Annotated in this window: 17 protein-coding genes; 12 read left to right on the top strand and 5 right to left on the bottom strand. The window is 63.6% G+C overall.

Features of this window, described 5'->3' with window-relative positions:
* Window positions 1-22: 22 nt before the first annotated feature.
* The 4 genes from purH (at window position 23) to HKK57_RS12325 (ending at window position 6,797) form a co-directional block, all read left to right on the top strand.
* A complete protein-coding gene (gene purH, locus HKK57_RS12340; RefSeq protein ID WP_070994300.1) occupies window positions 23-1,630 on the top strand; it encodes a bifunctional phosphoribosylaminoimidazolecarboxamide formyltransferase/IMP cyclohydrolase in 1,608 nt (535 codons plus the stop codon).
* 155 nt (window positions 1,631-1,785) lie between these two features.
* Window positions 1,786-3,078 carry a phosphoribosylamine--glycine ligase gene (gene purD, locus HKK57_RS12335; RefSeq protein WP_029297678.1) on the top strand — a complete coding sequence of 431 codons (1,293 nt, stop codon included), beginning with the start codon at window positions 1,786-1,788 and terminating at the stop codon, window positions 3,076-3,078.
* Window positions 3,079-3,180: 102 nt separating this feature from the next.
* Window positions 3,181-5,958: a hybrid sensor histidine kinase/response regulator gene (locus HKK57_RS12330; RefSeq protein ID WP_029297680.1), complete on the top strand. Its 2,778-nt coding sequence runs from the start codon at window positions 3,181-3,183 to the stop codon at window positions 5,956-5,958.
* Window positions 5,959-6,200: 242 nt separating this feature from the next.
* Complete coding sequence (locus HKK57_RS12325; RefSeq protein WP_029297681.1) at window positions 6,201-6,797, top strand: MarC family protein; 597 nt, start codon at window positions 6,201-6,203, stop codon at window positions 6,795-6,797.
* Between the two features lie 8 nt (window positions 6,798-6,805).
* On the opposite strand, the gene HKK57_RS12320 is transcribed toward HKK57_RS12325, so the two are convergent.
* From HKK57_RS12320 to cobG, 5 genes are all read right to left on the bottom strand, one after another.
* Window positions 6,806-7,588, bottom strand: coding sequence for a hypothetical protein (locus HKK57_RS12320; protein ID WP_092233159.1), 783 nt, complete (start codon window positions 7,586-7,588; stop codon window positions 6,806-6,808).
* Between the two features lie 297 nt (window positions 7,589-7,885).
* Window positions 7,886-9,523 carry a precorrin-3B C(17)-methyltransferase gene (gene cobJ / locus HKK57_RS12315; protein ID WP_169390221.1) on the bottom strand — a complete coding sequence of 546 codons (1,638 nt, stop codon included), beginning with the start codon at window positions 9,521-9,523 and terminating at the stop codon, window positions 7,886-7,888.
* Window positions 9,523-10,257 (bottom strand): precorrin-2 C(20)-methyltransferase, encoded by a 735-nt coding sequence (locus HKK57_RS12310; protein ID WP_370694595.1) that lies wholly within the window; start codon window positions 10,255-10,257, stop codon window positions 9,523-9,525. Before HKK57_RS12310 ends, cobJ begins: the two co-directional genes overlap by 1 nt.
* On the bottom strand, window positions 10,254-10,880 hold the full coding sequence (locus tag HKK57_RS12305) for a precorrin-8X methylmutase (RefSeq protein WP_029297694.1): 627 nt from the start codon (window positions 10,878-10,880) through the stop codon (window positions 10,254-10,256). Before HKK57_RS12305 ends, HKK57_RS12310 begins: the two co-directional genes overlap by 4 nt.
* Window positions 10,873-12,177, bottom strand: a complete 1,305-nt coding sequence (cobG, locus tag HKK57_RS12300) for a precorrin-3B synthase (RefSeq protein ID WP_169391194.1) — start codon at window positions 12,175-12,177, stop codon at window positions 10,873-10,875. The genes HKK57_RS12305 and cobG overlap by 8 nt, the downstream gene beginning before the upstream one ends.
* Before the next feature lie 111 nt (window positions 12,178-12,288).
* Between cobG and cbiE the strand changes: the two genes are divergently transcribed.
* From cbiE to HKK57_RS12260, 8 genes are all read left to right on the top strand, one after another.
* Window positions 12,289-13,494 (top strand): precorrin-6y C5,15-methyltransferase (decarboxylating) subunit CbiE, encoded by a 1,206-nt coding sequence (cbiE, locus tag HKK57_RS12295; RefSeq protein ID WP_154907282.1) that lies wholly within the window; start codon window positions 12,289-12,291, stop codon window positions 13,492-13,494.
* The gene (locus HKK57_RS12290) at window positions 13,491-14,216 is read left to right on the top strand and encodes a cobalt-precorrin-6A reductase (protein WP_169390220.1); all 726 of its coding nucleotides are present in this window, start codon (window positions 13,491-13,493) and stop codon (window positions 14,214-14,216) included. Before cbiE ends, HKK57_RS12290 begins: the two co-directional genes overlap by 4 nt.
* 56 nt (window positions 14,217-14,272) lie before the next feature.
* The gene (locus HKK57_RS12285) at window positions 14,273-14,605 is read left to right on the top strand and encodes a type II toxin-antitoxin system RelE/ParE family toxin (RefSeq protein WP_029297703.1); all 333 of its coding nucleotides are present in this window, start codon (window positions 14,273-14,275) and stop codon (window positions 14,603-14,605) included.
* 5 nt (window positions 14,606-14,610) lie between these two features.
* Window positions 14,611-14,934: a helix-turn-helix domain-containing transcriptional regulator gene (locus HKK57_RS12280; protein WP_057958200.1), complete on the top strand. Its 324-nt coding sequence runs from the start codon at window positions 14,611-14,613 to the stop codon at window positions 14,932-14,934.
* 102 nt (window positions 14,935-15,036) lie between these two features.
* Window positions 15,037-15,429: a DUF2946 domain-containing protein gene (locus HKK57_RS12275; protein ID WP_029297708.1), complete on the top strand. Its 393-nt coding sequence runs from the start codon at window positions 15,037-15,039 to the stop codon at window positions 15,427-15,429.
* Window positions 15,430-15,474: 45 nt separating this feature from the next.
* Window positions 15,475-15,957: a copper chaperone PCu(A)C gene (locus HKK57_RS12270; RefSeq protein WP_029297710.1), complete on the top strand. Its 483-nt coding sequence runs from the start codon at window positions 15,475-15,477 to the stop codon at window positions 15,955-15,957.
* A 19-nt stretch (window positions 15,958-15,976) separates the two neighbouring features.
* The gene (locus HKK57_RS12265; protein ID WP_029297711.1) at window positions 15,977-16,399 is read left to right on the top strand and encodes a DUF2946 domain-containing protein; all 423 of its coding nucleotides are present in this window, start codon (window positions 15,977-15,979) and stop codon (window positions 16,397-16,399) included.
* A gap of 94 nt (window positions 16,400-16,493) precedes the next feature.
* Window positions 16,494-18,569 (top strand): TonB-dependent copper receptor, encoded by a 2,076-nt coding sequence (locus tag HKK57_RS12260; RefSeq protein WP_070994292.1) that lies wholly within the window; start codon window positions 16,494-16,496, stop codon window positions 18,567-18,569.
* Window positions 18,570-18,716 lie beyond the last annotated feature (147 nt).

Genomic DNA, 18,716 nt, shown 5'->3' with positions numbered 1-18,716 from the left:
TTTGCTTTTGATGGAAATTGAGATGACCGACCAGACTACCCGCCTGCCGATCCGCCGCGCCTTGATCAGTGTTTCCGACAAGACCGGGATCCTCGAATTTGCCCGGGAGCTGGAAGCCCTGGGTGTGGAAATCCTCTCCACGGGCGGGACCTTCAAACTGCTGCAGGACAACGGCGTGGCCGCAGTAGAAGTCGCGGACTACACCGGTTTCGCAGAAATGATGGATGGTCGGGTCAAGACCCTGCACCCGAAAATCCATGGCGGCATCCTCGGCCGTCGCGGTATCGACGACGCCATCATGAACGAGCACGGCATCAAGCCGATCGACCTGGTGGCCGTTAACCTCTACCCGTTCGAAGCCACCATCAACAAGCCAGGCTGCGACCTGCCGACCGCTATCGAAAACATCGATATCGGCGGCCCGACCATGGTGCGCTCGGCGGCCAAGAACCATAAAGACGTGGCCATCGTGGTCAACGCCAGCGACTACGCCCACGTATTGGAAAGCCTGAAAGCCGGCGGCCTGACCTACGCCCAGCGTTTCGACCTGATGCTCAAGGCCTTCGAGCACACGGCCGCCTATGACGGCATGATTGCCAACTACATGGGCACCGTGAACCAGGCCGCCGAGACCCTCAGCACTGAAGGCCGCAGCCAGTTCCCGCGCACCTTCAACAGCCAGTTCATCAAGGCCCAGGAAATGCGCTACGGCGAGAACCCGCACCAGAGCGCGGCGTTCTACGTGGAAGCCAAGCCTGCCGAAGTGGGGATCGCCACCGCGACCCAACTGCAAGGCAAAGAGCTGTCCTACAACAACGTGGCCGATACCGACGCCGCGCTGGAGTGCGTGAAGAGCTTCGTCAAGCCGGCCTGCGTGATCGTCAAGCACGCCAACCCATGCGGCGTGGCCGTGAGCCCGGACGCCGAAGGCGGGATCCGCCAGGCCTACGAACTGGCCTACGCCACCGATACCGAATCGGCATTCGGCGGCATCATCGCATTCAACCGCGAACTGGACGCCGAGACAGCCAAGGCCATCGTCGAGCGTCAGTTCGTGGAAGTGATCATCGCGCCAAGCGTCAGCAGCGAGGCCCGTGCCATCGTGGCGGCCAAGGCCAATGTGCGTCTGTTGGCCTGCGGCGAGTGGTCGGCTGACCGTGCCGCTGCCTGGGACTACAAGCGCGTCAATGGCGGCTTGCTGGTACAGAGCCGCGACATCGGCATGATCGGCAGCCAAGACCTTACAGTTGTGACCAAGCGCGCGCCGACCGAGCAAGAGATCAACGACCTGATCTTTGCCTGGAAAGTGGCCAAGTACGTTAAATCCAACGCCATCGTCTACGCCAAGAACCGCCAGACCATCGGTGTCGGCGCGGGCCAGATGAGCCGGGTGAACTCGGCGCGCATCGCCGCGATCAAGGCTGAACACGCCGGTTTGCAGGTGGTGGGTTCGGTGATGGCTTCCGACGCATTCTTCCCGTTCCGTGATGGCCTGGACAACGCCGCAAAAGCGGGCGTGACTGCCGTGATCCAACCGGGCGGTTCGATGCGTGATGCCGAGGTGATCGCCGCGGCTGATGAAGCCGGTATCGCGATGGTCTTCACTGGCATGCGCCACTTCCGTCACTGATCCAAATGTGGGAGGGGCTTATGTGGGAGCGGGCTTGCTCGCGAATGGGGTGTGTCACTCGACACATTCCTCACAGGTCCACCGCTTTCGCGAGCAAGCCCGCTCCCACATTTTAAAGCGCTCCTGCAGCGCCTACAGAATTCGAGGTTTTTGAAATGAATGTTTTGATCATTGGCAGCGGTGGCCGTGAACACGCACTGGCCTGGAAAGTCGCCCAAGACCCACGCGTGCAGAAAGTATTCGTGGCCCCCGGCAACGCCGGTACCGCCATTGAAGCCAAGTGCGAAAACGTCGCCATCGACGTATTGGCCCTTGAGCAACTGGCCGACTTTGCGCAAAAGAATGTGTCGCTGACCATCGTCGGCCCGGAAGTACCGCTGGTGGCGGGCGTCGTGGACCTGTTCCGCAGCCGTGGCCTGGACTGCTTCGGCCCGACTGCGGGCGCGGCCCAGCTGGAAGGCTCGAAAGCCTTCACCAAGGATTTCCTGGCTCGCCACAAGATCCCGACCGCCGACTACCAGAACTTCACGGAGATCGAGCCGGCCCTGGCTTACCTGCGTGAAAAAGGCGCACCGATCGTGATCAAGGCCGATGGCCTGGCCGCCGGTAAAGGCGTGATCGTGGCGATGACCCTGCAGGAAGCCGAAGACGCCGTGCGCGACATGCTCGCCGGCAATGCCTTCGGTGACGCGGGTTCGCGCGTGGTGATCGAAGAATTCCTCGACGGCGAAGAAGCCAGCTTCATCGTGATGGTCGACGGCAAGAACGTCTTGCCGATGGCTACCAGCCAGGACCACAAGCGCGTCGGCGACGGCGATACCGGCCCGAACACCGGTGGCATGGGTGCCTACTCCCCTGCCCCGGTGGTCACCGCCCAGGTGCACCAGCGTGTGATGGACCTGGTGATCTGGCCGACCGTGCGTGGCATGGCCGATGAAGGCAATGTCTACACCGGCTTCCTGTACGCGGGCCTGATGATCGACAAGGCCGGCAACCCGAAAGTCATCGAGTTCAACTGCCGCTTCGGCGACCCGGAAACCCAACCGGTGATGCTGCGCCTGCAGTCGAGCCTGGTGCTGCTGGTGGAAGCCGCCCTGGCCCAGGCCCTGGACAAGGTTGAAGCACAGTGGGATCCACGTCCGAGCGTTGGCATTGTGCTGGCAGCCGGTGGTTACCCTGCCGACTACGCCAAGGGTGATGTGATTCAGGGCCTGGATGCGGCCGCGACACTCGAAGGCAAGGTGTTCCACGCCGGTACCGCGCTCAAGGACGGCCAGGTCGTCACCGCCGGTGGCCGTGTACTCTGCGCCACGGCCATGGGCGCCAGTGTCGATGCCGCCCAGCAGCAAGCGTACAAGCTGGCCGCCAAGATCGACTGGCAGGGCTGCTTCTACCGCAAGGACATCGGCTATCGTGCCATTGCCCGTGAGCGCGGCGAAGATCAGTAACCAGCTATCCGTTCGGCTAGGCAAGGGCCTTTGGCCCTTGCCGTCCTATTGCGGTCCCGCGCATAGTTAACCCCGTGCATCAACCTACGAAGGGATTTCGCCGTGCGCTGGCTCAGGATCGCCATAGTTTTTACTGTCAGCCTGCTGACCTTGCTCTGCCTGTTGCCGGCCCAGGCCGTCGCGCAAGGCAGTGGCTGGGCCGTATTACTCGATGAACAGGCCGACCTGCAACTGAGCGACATTCGCTCCCCCCGCTACAACAACCAATTTAGCCCCATCGAACTGGACCGGATCACCGCCGCCGAGCCCAATGGCGCGCTGTGGGTACGTTTCAGGCTGCAACCGGGCAAGCACGAGCAAGTGCTGCGGGTATTCGCGCCGGACCTGGCGCACCTCAACCTGTATGTGCTGGACGGCGACACGCTGATCGAGCAAGTGAATACCGGCACCCGCCAACCCCAGGCTGAACGTCCGCTGCCGAGCAGCGACTTCATGCTGCCCATGCCCCAGAGCCAGAAACCCCTGGATGTGTATGTGCGCCTGGTCTCGGAGCACGAACTGCGGCCGTACCTGACCCTGGAACCGGCCGTGATGGCTGCCGCCAACCAGACCCAGACCCTGGTCTATGGCCTGCTGTTCGGCTGCCTGCTGATGCTGATCCTGCACAACCTTACCCGCTACGCCTACCATCGTTCGCGCAGCAGCCTGTGGCTGGCGGCCTGCGAAGTGCTGCTGTTGCTCAGCCTGTTGCTGCTGCTCAACCTGCTGGGCCCCTGGCTGCCGAACTGGCACGCCCTGCAAACGCCGGGCGCCTATATGGCGTTGCTGCTGACCGCGCCGTGCGGCTTGATGTTCGCCTATCGCTTCTTCGCGCCACTGGGCCCGCACCCGCTGAACAAGCTGCTGATGGCCGATATCCTGCTAATCGTCCTGTGCGGCCTGTTACTGCTGTTCGTCAACACCCTGCCGCTGAACATCATCACCTATGCCCTGGTGGCACTGGCCGGCCTGAGCATGCTGTTTGTCTCGGCCTACCACTGGCAAAAAGGCTACCGGCCTGCACGCCTGTTCTTGCTCGCCATGGTGGTATTCAACACTGGCACGCTGATTATCCTCCCGGCCCTGCTGGGCCTGACCCTGGTGGCCCCGCAAGGCCTGATCATCACCCTGCTGGCGGTGATCTGCGTCAGCGGCCTGTTGATGAGCCAGGCCCTGGGCGAGCGCCAGCGCAGCATCGTCGAGGATCGCTTCAGCCTCAGCCGCGACCTGGCGGCCAGCAACGCCGAGATCGCGGCCAAGGCCGAGTTCCTGGCGAAGATCAGCCATGAAATCCGCACGCCCATGAACGGCGTACTGGGCATGACCGAATTGCTGTTGGGCACGCCTTTGTCGGTCAAGCAGCGTGACTACGTGCAGACCATCCACAGCGCCGGCAATGAACTGCTGACCCTGATCAACGAGATTCTCGACATTTCCAAGCTCGAGTCCGGGCAGATTGAACTGGACGACGTGCAGTTCGACCTCAACGCCCTGATCGAAGACTGCCTGAGTATTTTCCGCGCCAAGGCCGAGCAGCAGAACGTCGAACTGATCAGCTTTATCCAGCCCCAGGTGCCACGGGTCATCAGCGGCGACCCGACACGCCTGCGCCAGGCCCTGCTGAGCCTGCTGGAAAATGCCCTGCAAAAGACCGACGAAGGCGAAGTGCTGATCGTGGTCGCCCTGGATGAACGCAGCAGCAAACCGCGCCTGCGCATCGCCGTGCAAGACAGCGGCCTGCCAATGGAAGCCGCCGAGCGCGACGCCCTGCTGCACAGCGAACTGCACAGCAAGAATTTCCTGTCGGCCACCCGCCTGAGCGGCCACCTCGGCCTGGTGATCGCCCGCCAACTGATCCTGCTGATGAATGGCGAGTTCGGCATCAAGGCCGGCAGCCAGCAAGGCAGCACCCTGTGGCTGACCTTGCCGCTGGACCCCGAGCGCCTGGAGCACCCGACCTCCGATCTCGACGGCCCGCTACAAGGCGCGCGGGTGTTGGTGGTGGACGACAACGACACCTGCCGCAAGGTGCTGGTGCAGCAATGCACCGCCTGGGGCCTGAACGTCAGCGCCGTGCCATCGGGCAAGGAAGCCCTGGCCCTGCTGCGTACCAAGGCGCACCTGCGCGACTATTTCGACGTGGTGCTGCTGGACCAGAACATGCCCGGCATGACCGGCATGCAACTGGCGGCGAAGATCAAGGAAGACCCGAGCCTGAACCACGACATCCTGCTGATCATGCTCACCGGCATCAGCAATGCCCCGAGCAAGATCATCGCGCGCAACTGCGGGATCAAACGCATCCTGGCCAAGCCGGTTGCGGGCTACACCCTCAAGACCACCCTGGCCGACGAACTGACCCAGCGCAGCAAAGGCGTGGTCCAACCCCGCCACATCGCGCCGAACGTTCCTGTGGCCGTCACCGTGCCCAGTGATTTCCGCATCCTGGTGGCCGAAGACAACAGCATCTCCACCAAAGTGATTCGCGGCATGCTCGGCAAGCTCAACCTGCAACCCGATACCGCCAGCAATGGCGAGGAAGCCTTGCAGGCGATGAAGGCCCAGCGTTACGACCTGGTATTGATGGACTGCGAAATGCCGATCCTCGATGGATTCTCTGCGACCCAACAGCTGCGGGTCTGGGAAGTCAGCAACCAGCGCACCCGCACGCCGGTGGTGGCACTGACCGCGCACATTCTCTCGGAACACAAGGAACGCGCACGCCAGGCCGGGATGGATGGGCATATGGCCAAGCCGGTGGAGTTATCGCAACTGCGCGAGCTGGTGGAGTACTGGGTGACACAGCGCGAGCAGCCGGCGGAGCAGGCGCACACTTCCTGAGGCAAGGAGGCTCCCTGTGGCGAGGGGGCTTGTCCCCCGCTGGGCTGCGAAGCGGCCCTAAAACCTGCTATCCGGATTTAACTGAAAGAACTCAGTGAGGCGGGTGGGGCCGCTTCGCGGCCCAGCGGGGGACAAGCCCCCTCGCCACAAAAAGCCCAATCTCCACAGAAGCCCCCTAGCCACAGAAAGCCCACAAGCCTGATAGACTCCCCCTCGCCCTTCCTTCGCTGTGAGCTTCCACCATGCTCCATGTGTTGTTCAGCGTTTATTTGAAGATGCTGGTGCTGTATAGCCCCTTCTTTGTCCTCTCCTGCTTTATCAGCCTGACCCGCGGCTATTCCAGCAAGGAACGGCGGCGCCTGGCCTGGAAGGTCGCCCTGGCGACGCTGGTGTCGAGCGTGTTGCTCTACCTGTTTGGCCGGGTGATTTTCAGTGTGTTTGGCATCACCGTGGATGCCTTCCGCATCGGCGCCGGCAGTGTGTTGTTCATTTCGGCCCTGGGCATGGCCCAAGGCAAGTCAGCGGTACAGACCGACAATGTGCAGCAGGACGTGACCATCGTCCCCCTGACCATTCCCCTGACTGTCGGCCCGGGCACCATCGGCGCGCTGCTGGTGATGGGGGTCAGCCAGCCCCATTGGGACGACAAGTTCATGGCGATTCTCAGCATCGCCCTGGCCAGCCTGACCGTAGGCGTGGTGCTGTACCTGTCCAATCGGATCGAACGCATCCTCGGTGACCAGGGCCTGCAGATTGTCAGCCGCTTGATGGGCCTGTTCGTGTGCGCGCTGGCCGCGCAGATCATTTTTACCGGGATACGCGGTTATCTGGTGCCCTGAGGCAGCGGTCAAATCCGGTATTGGGCAATGGCCTGCAAGACCTTGTCGCCTGCACTCCTGCGCAACTGCTTGAGGGTTGCCTCGTTGACCACCGCCGGGTTGAGCATCAGGCAGGTCTGACCACTGAAGGCTTCGACCGTGGAGCTGTCCCATTCGAAAAACGGGACGCCCAGTTTCTTGCTGACGCCATGGGCGCTGTAGGTCACCAAAATCATCAGCACTTCGCCATCGACTTCAGAGCAGGACGCCAGGCCAAAGTCACCGCCTTCATGGGTGACAATGTTGCGCTTGAACAGATCAAACGGCGCCGCCTGCTGCTTCAGCGCGTCGAAGGCGTCCGCTGCCAATTTGGGCAGCGCCATGGCCAACGGGCCCGCAAGGGACGTCGAAGCCACGGTGGACGAGATGATGTTGAGCGCCGCCATCTGCACCGTCAGGCCTTTCCTGGAGGTCGTCACCCGCTCAAAACTGCTGCGTATCGGCAACCACCCCAGGCTGGTCATGACCTTGATGAACTCGTCATACCAGGCCTGGCTGCCGCGCGTCACGTTCAGCACGTCACTCACATAGCTGCTGGCCAACAGGTAGCTCTTGCGGGTGTATTCCTTGTTGAGATGGCTCATGCCCGCGACAAACGAGAACACACTGTTGTTAATCACCGCGCCATTGAGGTCGACCTGCGCCTCGGCGGGTAAAGGGCCCCCCGACGACTGCGCGCTCTCCGGTAAACGGTAAGTGGCAATCAACTTGCTCTTTTTCGCCATATTGATTCGTTTATGTTTTCGCTCCATGAATGTTTCTCCACAAAAACCCACACGGGTCTACTGCCAACACTAGCCGGCCCAGGCGTTTTTTTCAGGGGCCCGGGCAGCGCCGAATGCGGTGGGCAAAAAGCACCTGCCAGCGCCAGCTCCCGCAAACACTGGGGAGGGCGCCAAGCCTGATAAAGCGCAGGTTTGCTTCTGTAGCAATAAGGTGAGAAACCGTGGCTGGCGTGTCGAAACAGCCCCATCGGATAGGGAAACGTCATCGCCGGGAGTTGGTCTTTTCCTACCCGTCAGCGGCCCCATTGCGGGGCCGCTGTTGCATCAGGAGAGCGGTTTTTCACCGTACCAGCGTGGCGTGTACACCCACTCGCCACCGCCCAGCCGAGGGAACGCACAGGTGGTGGACGAACCGATCAGCACCATGGTGCGCATGTCCACCTGGTCCGGTGTCAGTTGGCCCAAGGTGAGGGTGCGCAGCGTCTGCCCAGGACGACCAATATCCCGCCCCAACACCACCGGTGTTGCCGCATTGCGGTGCAGGGCGACGATTTCCAGGGCGCGCCCCAGTTGCCATGGGCGCGAACGGGAGATTGGGTTGTAGAACGCCAGAGCCAGGTCGGCCTGGCATGCCAGGTCCAGGCGTTTTTCGATGATCGACCAGGGCTTGAGGTTGTCCGACAGCGACATCACGCAGAAGTCATGCCCCAGCGGTGCACCCGCCTGGGCCGCGGTGGCGAGGGAGGCAGAGACCCCCGGCAGGATTTCCAGCTCGACCCGCTGCCAGGCCGGGTCGCTGGATTCATGCAACGCCTCCAGCACCGCCGCCGCCATGGCGAATACGCCAGGGTCGCCAGAAGACACCACCACCACCGAACGCCCCTGGGCCGCCAGCTCGAAGGCGTGCCGCGCCCGCTGCATTTCTTCACGGTTGTCGGTGCAGTGCTGCACTTGGTCGGCGCGAAACGGCCCGGCCATGCGCACATAGGTTTCGTAGCCCAGCACATCGGTGCAACGCGCCAGTTCAGCCTTGACCGCCGGCACCATCAGTTCGGCAGCGCCGGGGCCCAGGCCGATCACGGCGAGACGGCCACGGGGGCGGCCCAGTTGCGCCAGGTCTACCGGCGCAGCAGCGCCATGGATGACGATATCCGGCCCGGCAGCCAGCGTCGTAAACCGCAGTGGCACACCCAGTTCCAGCGCAGCTTCCTGCAATTGGCCGCTGGCCATGTCGGCATCGTCGGCCAACAGGCACGCCAGCGACTGCACAGCGATACCGTCCTGCTGCAACGCCTGGCGAACCCGCGCCGCCAGTTCGGCGCCCGGGCGGCAGGCGACCCAGGTGTTCTTCGGATAGATCAGTAGCTCATTGGCCGCCGGCACACGTTCGGCGCTGCCCACATGAATGCTCAGGCGCGCCTGCTGGTCCTGCGCCAGATTAGCCTGATCCAGCCACGGCGCCGCGCCTTCGATACGCACTTGCTCACCGGCCAGCAGGTCCGAGACAAAGCGCTTGCCCAGCTCCAGGTCGGCCAGTTGATAGCCCTGGGGCGGGTTGAGCAGGCAGGTGCCAAAGCGCAGCTCGCCACTGGTGGTGATCGCGGCCGCCACACCCAGGGCCGCCGCGATTTCCCGCGCCATGCCATTGACCCCACCCAGGCCACCGAGCAACGGCACCACCGCGCTGCCGTCTTCGGCAACAGCCAGTACCGCCGGCTCTTCGCCTTTTTCCAGCAACAGCGCGGCCAACGTGCGGATCACAATGCCTGCCGCGCACAGGGCAATGATCGGCGTGCCCTGCTGATACAACTGGCGCAGGGTCGCGCCAAACTCACTGTAGGTCTGGTCGGCACCGTCCACCCGACCGGCCAAGCCGTGGATCTGCGCGCCGGGATACACCTGCTGGATGCTGCGAGCCGTGGCCAGGCTGCCCTGGCCGAGGATTACGATCGCCGGCGTCATCACCCTTGCCACCTTTCGCCCGGCACGATGATCAACGAGAAATACGGCGACGACATCGGCTCGACCTGATCCAGCGCGACGATTTTCTGGTTGGCCATGGTCGCGCGCTCGACATACAGCGCACGCCCGGCCAGCCCCAGTTCCTCAAGCACCTGGCGCACCTTGGTGAAGTTGCGCCCCAGCTTCATGATCACCGCCGCATCGGCATCCGCCAGGCGCCGCTTGAGCTCGTCATGGGGCAGCACCCCGGACAGTACCGACAGGCTCTGGTTGCGATACACCAAAGGCGCGCCCAGCACCGAAGCGCCGCCGAGCATCGAGCACACGCCGGGGATGACCTGGGCGTCGTAGCGCTCGGCGAGGCGGTCATGCAGGTACATGTAGGAGCCGTAGAAGAACGGGTCGCCTTCGCAGATCACCGCCACATCACGCCCGGCATCCAGGTGCGCGGCCACGTCGACACTGGCGGCGTCATAAAAATCGCTGATCACCTGCTCATAGGACAGCGGCGCCGGCAAGGCTTCGGTGGTCACCGGGTACACCAGAGGCATCAGCGTCTGCTGGGGCACCAGGTGCTCTTCGATAATGCCAAACGCATTACCCTTCTTGCCCTTGGCGACGAAGTACGCCACCACCGGCGATTCGCGCAGCAGGCGCAGGGCCTTGAGGGTGATCAGTTCCGGGTCGCCAGGGCCAACGCCCAGGCCGATCAAACGTCCACGCGCCTGCATCATTCGACCTCCGTGGCCAGGGCGTTGACCGCCGCAGCGGCCATCGCGCTGCCGCCCAGACGGCCCTGCATGATCACAAACGGCACCCCACGGCTGTCGGCGGCGAGCATCGCCTTGGACTCGGCGGCGCCGACAAAACCTACCGGGAAACCGAGGATCAGCGCCGGCTTTGGCGCGCCAGCGTCGAGCATTTCCAGCAGGTAGAACAGGGCGGTAGGCGCATTGCCGATCACCACCACACTGCCGGCAAGATGCGGGCGCCACAGTTCCAGGGCGGCAGCGGAACGGGTGTTGCCCAACTCGCGGGCCAACTGCGGCACGCTGTCGTCGCGCAACGTGCAGATCACTGGGTTGTTGGCCGGCAGGCGGGCCCGGGTCACGCCTTCAGAAACCATCCGCGCATCACACAGGATCGGCGCGCCAGCGGCCAGGGCCTCACGGCCGGCCTTGCCTGCGCCTTCGGAGAACTGCAGACCGTCGATCGCCTCGACCATGCCGCAGGCGTGAATCACCCGCACGGCGAGTTTTTCCAGGTCGGCCGGGATGCGATCAAGCTTGGCCTCTGCGCGAATGATCGCAAAGGAGTTGCGATAGATCTCCTGACCGTCGCGGATGTAATCAATCATCGGTGTTGCTCCGTGGACGGGCACGCAACACGGCGCCCGCCGCTTCAATAGAAAGGTTGTGCGCGTGCAGGCGGCCGAAACCCGGCTGGCCTGCATCGCGAAAATAGAGGTCGTAGTGCCCAACGCCCACCGCCAGCAAAGTGACCGGGGCAATGTGCGCCGCAGCGCAGGTGCGCGGGCAGCCGGACAGGTGCACGTCCAGGCCCTGGCCGTGGTCCTGGAGCAGCGTGGCCAGGTGCAGGGCATCGGCCTTGGTGTCGGCCTGGGCCTTGGCGCAGCCGCTGGAACCGGTGCAGGCAATCATCCGCGCCAGGGCCTGGTCGGCCGAACACAGGAAGCCCAACTGCGCCAGGCCGTCAGTCACGCGTGGGGCTGCGTGCGGCGCCAGGTTAGGTAGCAACAGGCCTTGCCACGGGGTGAAGCGTAATGTGCCGTCGCCACATTCGAGGGCCAGTTGCGCAGCGCCGCGCAGCATGCCCGAGTCCAGGCGCCCCAATGGCGCGACCGCAGCCACATAGACCCGCTCGGGTTGGCGCTGTGGATAAGTCCCCAGGCGCAAGCGGCTCGCAGTGGCGCGACGACGATAGCCATCGGCGGGGAGCAAGGGCAGGTTCAAACGCCCGACAAAGTTATCCACAGACGTTTGCGCCAGCAGGTCGCGCATGCGGTTCTGGTCGGGCCGGGCCAGGTCGAGAAACAGCTCCAGCACCGCGACGACCAGGTCATGCCCCTGATCCACGCGGACCGCGGCCAGCGGCAGGTCGCGCGCGGGGCAACCGGCCAGGCCGAACGCCAACAACGTCTGGCCCTGCGCGGCATAGGCCGATAACCACAGGTCGTGATGATGGTCGAGCATCGCCAGGGCTTCACCGCCATCCAGTTGCACGGCGAACTTGGCCGACAACTCATGAAACCGTGGATGGGCTTGCAGGGTGGCGAGGATCTGGTCCGCCAGGGGCCGGGTGTCCAGCAGCATCGCGCGGTCGATGCCAGCGCCGGGGCTGAGCATCACATTGCGTACGTCATCGCCGCCGGCGGTGGTCGGGCCCAAGCCCGCAGCCAGCAGGTGCGTGATCAAGCCATCATGCTGCGGGCCAATGCCGCGAATCTGCAAGTTGGCGCGGTTGGTCGCCTCGATCACCCCGCCGGCGTAAGCCTGCGCGGCGTGCGCCACGGCCAAGGCCTGCGCAGCGGTGATGGCCCCACCGGCCAATTTGACCCGGCAAATCCCGCCATCCAACGCCTGGACAATACGCAGCAACCCCGGGCAACCCGAGGGGCGTTTGCTATTGGACAGAGGAAGTGGCTTCACGGGGGCTACCGGTTCACGGGTAAAGGCGCGGTATTATGCCTGCTTTGTCCGGCAGCATGAAAAGCCTGCCCGTCGGATGTCGTTCAAGGAATCAATATGTCGCCCTGGCTGACGGTAGTAGGCATCGGTGAAGACGGCTTCAAGGGCCTGGGCAGGAATGCCCGGCATGCTCTGTTGCGCGCCTCTCGTATCATTGGCGGCCAGCGCCAGCTGGATTTGCTGCCGGTGTGCATTCGTGCTGAGCGCGAGTTGTGGCCCAGCCCGTTTTCCCTGGCGCCGCTGCTGGCGCGGCGCTTTGAGCCGATATGCGTGCTGGCCAGTGGCGACCCGATGTTCTACGGCGTCGGCGCCAGCCTGGCGCGGCAGGTGGCGGCGGATGAACTGTTGATCCTGCCGGCGCCCTCTTCCGTGTCGCTGGCGGCCGCACGTTTGGGCTGGCCGCTGCAGGATGTGGTGACGCTGTCGGTAGTCGCCCGCCCGGTGGCTGCGCTCAATGCCCATCTGGCCAGCGGTGTGCGCTTGCTGGTGTTGAGCAACGACGGCCAGAGCCCGGCCGCTATCGCCGCCATGTTGCGCAGCAGCGGTTTTGGCCCGAGCCGCCTGAGTGTGTTTGAACACCTCGGTGGCAGCGCTGAACGGCGCATCGATGGCAACGCCGAAAGCTGGCAGGACCCGCCGGTTGCGGCGCTGAACCTGATCGCCATCGACTGCCTCGCCGACGCCAATACCCGGCGCCTGTCGCGCCTGGCCGGCCTGCCGGATGCGGCCTTCAAGCATGACGGCCAACTGACCAAGCGCGATGTGCGGGCCATGACCCTCGCGCGCCTTGCCCCCGCCCCCGGCGAGTTGCTTTGGGACGTCGGCGCGGGCAGCGGCTCCATCGGTATCGAATGGATGCGCGCCCACCCCAGCTGCCGCGCCCTGGCGATTGAAGCCGACGCCGGCCGCCAGCAGTTGATCGAACACAACCGCGATGCCCTCGGCGTGCCCGGCCTGCATTTGATTCGCGGCAGCGCACCCCAGGCCCTTGCGGGGCTGGAAGCGCCCGATGCGATCTTCATCGGCGGCGGTGTGACCCGCGACGGCGTGCTCGACACCTGCTGGCAACACCTGCGCCCGGGTGGGCGACTGGTGGCCAATGCCGTGACCCTGCAAAGCGAAATGACCTTGATGAACTGGCGTGCACAACACGGCGGCGAACTGACCCGCATCCATGTGGCCCAGGCCCAGCCCCTGGGCGAGTTCGACACCTGGCGCCAGGCGCTGCCCATCACCCTGCTGGAAGTGATCAAGCCGCTATGAAGCGCATCCTGCTGCTGGGCGGCGTGACTGAAGCCCTGGCCATCGCCCGCACCCTGGGCCCGCAACATATCTACAGCCTGGCCGGGATCGGCCGGGTGCCCACCGACCTGGCATGCCAGGTACGCGTCGGCGGTTACGGCGGTGCCGAGGGGCTGGCGCAGTTTGTCCGCGCCGAGCACATCAGCCTGATCCTCGACGCCACCCACCCCTACGCCGCACAAGTCAGCGCCAACGCCGCCCAGGCCGCACAAAGGTGCAATATCCCCTGCTGGGCCCTGCGCCGCCCCGCATGGCAGCCACAACCCGCCGATGACTGGCGCGAAGTGCGCGACTGGGCCGGGCTGATCGAGGCCTTGCAACCCTTCCAGCGCCCGTTGTTCACCCTGGGCCGCGAACCGCTGCAACACCTCGACGAAATCCCCGCCGGGCAGTTCTGGACCTTGCGCGCACTGGACACCTACCCCGGCAACGAACGCTGCGAAGTGATCGGCGCCCGCGGGCCGTTTTTGCTCGCGGATGAACGGGCGTTGTTCGAACGCCGGCAGATCGATGTCTTGATCAGCAAGAACAGCGGCAGCAGCGCCACCGAACCCAAGCTGGAAGTGGCCCGCGAGCGCGGCGTACCGGTGCTGATATTGCAACGGCCGGTGTTGGCGGGGGTGGATCGGGAGTTTTTGACGCCCCAAGAAACACTCACAGCATTGGCAAGTTTCACTCAATAAGTCAGGATCGCCCGCTTGCTTGATTAGTAACCTATTTGTTACCTTCGAGGCGGGCGATGATTGAGATTGAGGAATATAAACGCGACGGCCAAACCAGCCCATTCAAGCAATGGTTTTTATCCCTGAGCGTCCAGGCACGCCTTAAGGTATCAACCTCATTGCTTCGGCTGGAAATGGGCAACACCAGCAATATCAAGTGGTTCGATGGTATGGGCGAGTACCGGATCGATTGGGGCCCGGGGTATCGAATTTATTTGGTACGGGAGGGCCTGCGCCTGATCATCCTGTTCGGCGGCGGTGACAAATCCAGCCAGAAAAAAGATATCAAAACTGCAAAGTCGCTGATCCGCGACTATCAACGCGACAAAAAACTGGAACAAAAGAGGTAGCCAGCATGGCACTTACCCGCAGTTATAAACTCACGATTGCCGAAGCCGCCCAGCGCGACCCAGAGTTTGCCCAGGCACTCCTCGATGAGGCTGCTACGCTATTTCTCAACGGCGAACCCGAATTGTCCCGCATCATTCTGCGCGACCTGGTCAACGCCACTGTTGGTTTTGAGAGTTTGGCAAAAGAGACGGCCAAACCGAGCAAAAGCTTGCACCGTATGCTTTCGGCCCATGGCAACCCCAGCATGGATAACCTGGCGGCGATATTTGCGGTACTCCGAAAGGGGCTTGGCGTCGATATGCAGGTGCATGGCGTTCCCGTCGCATAACTTGACATCACTGCGACACCAAACCACACCGCCACTTTTTACTTATGCCCCCCGATCAGGCTAAATACCTACCTGATCGCTTAACCCTACGGATTGTCCGCCATGGCCCGTCAACGCTTTGCATTTGCCTGGATCGCCTGCCTTGCAGTGCTGTTCAACGCGTTTGCCATGCCGATGGCCGGGGCGATGCAGCAGGGTCAGAGCCCTGCAGAGCAATTGCTGTGGGGCAGTTTCTGCTCCTCCAATGGCAGCAAGCTGGTGGCGATCTCCCTGGGCAAGCTGGATATACCGGCGCCGCAGCAGGACGAGCATTCCTCCATGCAGCATTGCTGGTGCTGCTCCGGCTCGCCGCCGCTGCTGGCACTGGGGCATGTGCCGCAGTTGTATCTCACACGGATCGACCCGGCCCCTGGCCTGCCATCACCCACCCTGCAAGCCCCGACTCCGCGCCAGCAATGGCCGAGCCTCAACCCCCGCGCCTCTCCTGCCGTTTGATCACTTCGCAATTGAACTGCGTTTGAATCGTTCTGGAGAACTGCCATGCTCAAATCTTCCCTGCTTCTGGCGGCCTTGCTGCTGCCTGTGTTCAGTGCCGCCAATGCCGAGGACTACAAGGCCGGCGACCTGCTGGTCAGCGATCCCTGGTCCCAGGAATTGCCGCCCAATGCGCCGACGGTGGCCGCGTACTTTGTGATCCATAACCAGGGTGAAGCCCCGGACCGCCTGCTCAGCGTCGACACGCCGGTGGCGGCCAAGGCCGAGCTGCATGAACACGTCATGCAGGGCGACTTGATGAAAATGCAACAGGTGCCCAGCGTGGCCGTGCCGCCCAAGGGCGAGCTGACCTTCGCACCGATGGCCTATCACGTGATGCTCCTGGACCTGAAGGATCGCAGCCAATTGCGCGACGGCCAGCACTTCCCCCTGACCCTGAACTTCGAAAAGGCCGGGCCGGTAAAAGTGGAAGTCTCGGTACAAAAAGTACCGCCGATGGCCGGCCACGAGCAAAAGCACGCCCATTAACCACCCCAGGCCGCTCCCCATGGGTGCTCCCGCCAACAGGTCAACCACGCACCGCCGCCAGCCCCTGAAGCTGGCGCGCGGCAGTTGGATCAGCCTGTTCGCCATGCTGATGATCTTTATCGGACCGCTGATTTCCCAAGCGATGCCGATGGATCATCACGCCGGCATGTCCATGCAGATGTCCATGGACGACACCTGCCACGCCGCGCCAAAGCATCCCGCCGAGCACACCAAGACCCCCGCCGCCGACCACGTCATGTGGGAGAAATGCGGCTATTGCAGCCTGTTGTTCAGTTGCCCGGCCCTGCCGGGCAGTGTTTCATTCGTGGCCCTTGGCACCCCACCACCGGCCAACGCCCTCACCCCTGCAACGCGCCTGGGCCATGCCCGGCAGAGCATTTTCCCTGGCGCGCGCAGCCGCGCCCCGCCCGGCCAGTCGTAAACCGCCAATCACACACAACTTCGCACGGCCGCCTTCACACAGACAGCCGCAGGCTGCTGGCCGTGTTGTTTACGACTGACTGATGGAATTTTTCATGTCCAGGTTTCCTGCTGACACCCGTATGGGATGTACCCCCGTGCTCGCCGTTTTGTGCGGCGCACTCTTGGCCCCACAGGCGTATGCCGACGACCACGCCGAACACCACAACGAGCTCAGCCCGACGGTGATTACCGGCGTTGCCCCAAGCTCCCCACTGACCATCGTCACCAACCCCAAGGACCCACGCCAGCCGGTGCCGGCCAGTGACGGCGGCGACTACCTCAAGACCATCCCGGGCTTTGCCCTGGTGCGCAACGGCGGCACCAATGGCGACCCGGTGCTGCGCGGCATGTTCGGCTCGCGCCTGAATATCCTCACCAACGGCAGCATGATGCTCGGCGCCTGCCCGGGCCGCATGGACGCGCCCACCTCCTACATCTCGCCGGAAACCTACGACAAGCTCACCGTGATCAAAGGCCCGCAAACCGTGCTCTGGGGCCCCGGCGCCTCGGCCGGCACGGTGCTGTTCGACCGTGAGCCGGAGCAGTTCGGCGAACTGGGCACGCGGGTCAACGCCAGCATCCTCGCCGGTTCCAACGGGCGTTTCGACAAAGTGCTGGATGCCGCCGCCGGTGGCTCGCTGGGGTATATCCGCGTGATCGGCAACCAGGCCCACGCCGATGACTACAAGGACGGCAACCACGACACCGTCGCCTCGCGCTACGACAAATGGAATGGCGACGTCGCCCTCGGCTGGACCCCGGACGCCGACACGCTGCTGGAACTCACCGCCGGTCGTGGCGATGGTGAAGCGCGTTACGCCGGACGTGGCATGGATGGCTCGCAGTTCCTGCGCGAAAGCCTCGGTCTGCGCTTCGAGAAATCCAATATCGGCGAGGTCCTCGACAAGGTCGAAGCCCAGGTCTACTACAACTACGCTGACCATGTGATGGACAACTACAGCCTGCGCACGCCCTCGGGCACCGGGATGATGGCCGGGCCCATGGCATCCAACGTCGACCGCCGCACCCTCGGCGCGCGGATCAAGGCCACCTGGCGCTGGGCCGACGTGCAACTGATCAGCGGCATCGATGCGCAGACCAACGAGCACCGCCAGCGCAGCAGCGCCGGGGTCGACACCTACAAGAACCTGCCGCGCAACAAGGACGCCGACTTCCACAACTACGGAGTGTTTGGCGAATTGACCTGGTACGCCGCCGACAATGACCGGCTGATTACCGGCGCCCGCCTGGATCGCGCCTCGGCCAAGGATTACCGCCAGCGCACCGGCAGCGGCATGATGAGTCGCGCCAACCCTACCGCCGGCGATACCCGGGCCGACACGCTGCCGTCCGGTTTCGTACGTTATGAACATGACTTGGCCGACAGCCCGACAACCCTCTACGCCGGCCTCGGCCACGCCGAACGCTTCCCGGACTACTGGGAGTTGTTCTCCCCCAACCGTGGCCCTGCGGGCTCGTTGAATGCCTTCGACGCGGTAAAACCGGAGAAAACCACCCAGCTGGATTTCGGCCTGCAATACAAGACCGCAGACCTGGAAGCCTGGGCCTCCGGTTATGTCGGCCAAGTGCGCGACTACATCCTGTTCAACTACACCCCTGGGATGATGGGCATGACCTCCCAGGCGCAGAACATCGATGCGCGGATCATGGGCGGTGAACTGGGCGCGGCGTACAAACTGACGTCCAACTGGAAAGCCGACGCCACCCTGGCCTACGCCTGGGGCAAGAACAGCAGCGACGGCAAGGCGCTGCCGCAAATGCCGCCCCTGGACGCACGCTTTGGCCTGACCTACAGCGAAGACGATTGGAGCGCCGGCGCCTTGTGGCGTGTGGTGGCGGCGCAAAACCGCATCGACCAGAACAAAGGCAACGTGGTCGGCAAGGACTTCGCCAAGAGCGGTGGTTTTGGCGTGTTCTCCCTCAATGCTGCATACCGCATCAACAAGAGCTTCAAGGTCAGCACTGGCGTCGACAACCTGTTTGGCAAGGCCTACGCCGAGCACTTGAACCTGGCCGGCAACGCCGGGTTCGGCTACCCGGCCAACGACCCACAAGCCATCAATGAACCGGGGCGCACGCTCTGGACCAAGGTCGACATGAGCTTCTAGCCACCACCGTTGTAGGAGCGAGCTTGCTCGCGAAGAACGTGAACGATGACGCAGCAAATCAGACTCAACGCGGCAACCTCAGGTTTTTCGCGAGCAAGCTCGCTCCTACAAGTCATGCACAAAAATAACGTCCTTGCGGAGCACCCT

It is taken from the genome of Pseudomonas sp. ADAK21, from assembly GCF_012935735.1.
Lineage (GTDB): Bacteria > Pseudomonadota > Gammaproteobacteria > Pseudomonadales > Pseudomonadaceae > Aquipseudomonas > Aquipseudomonas proteolytica.
Note: the sequence above shows the minus strand (reverse complement) of the source record. Positions and strands in the feature narration are given on the sequence as shown.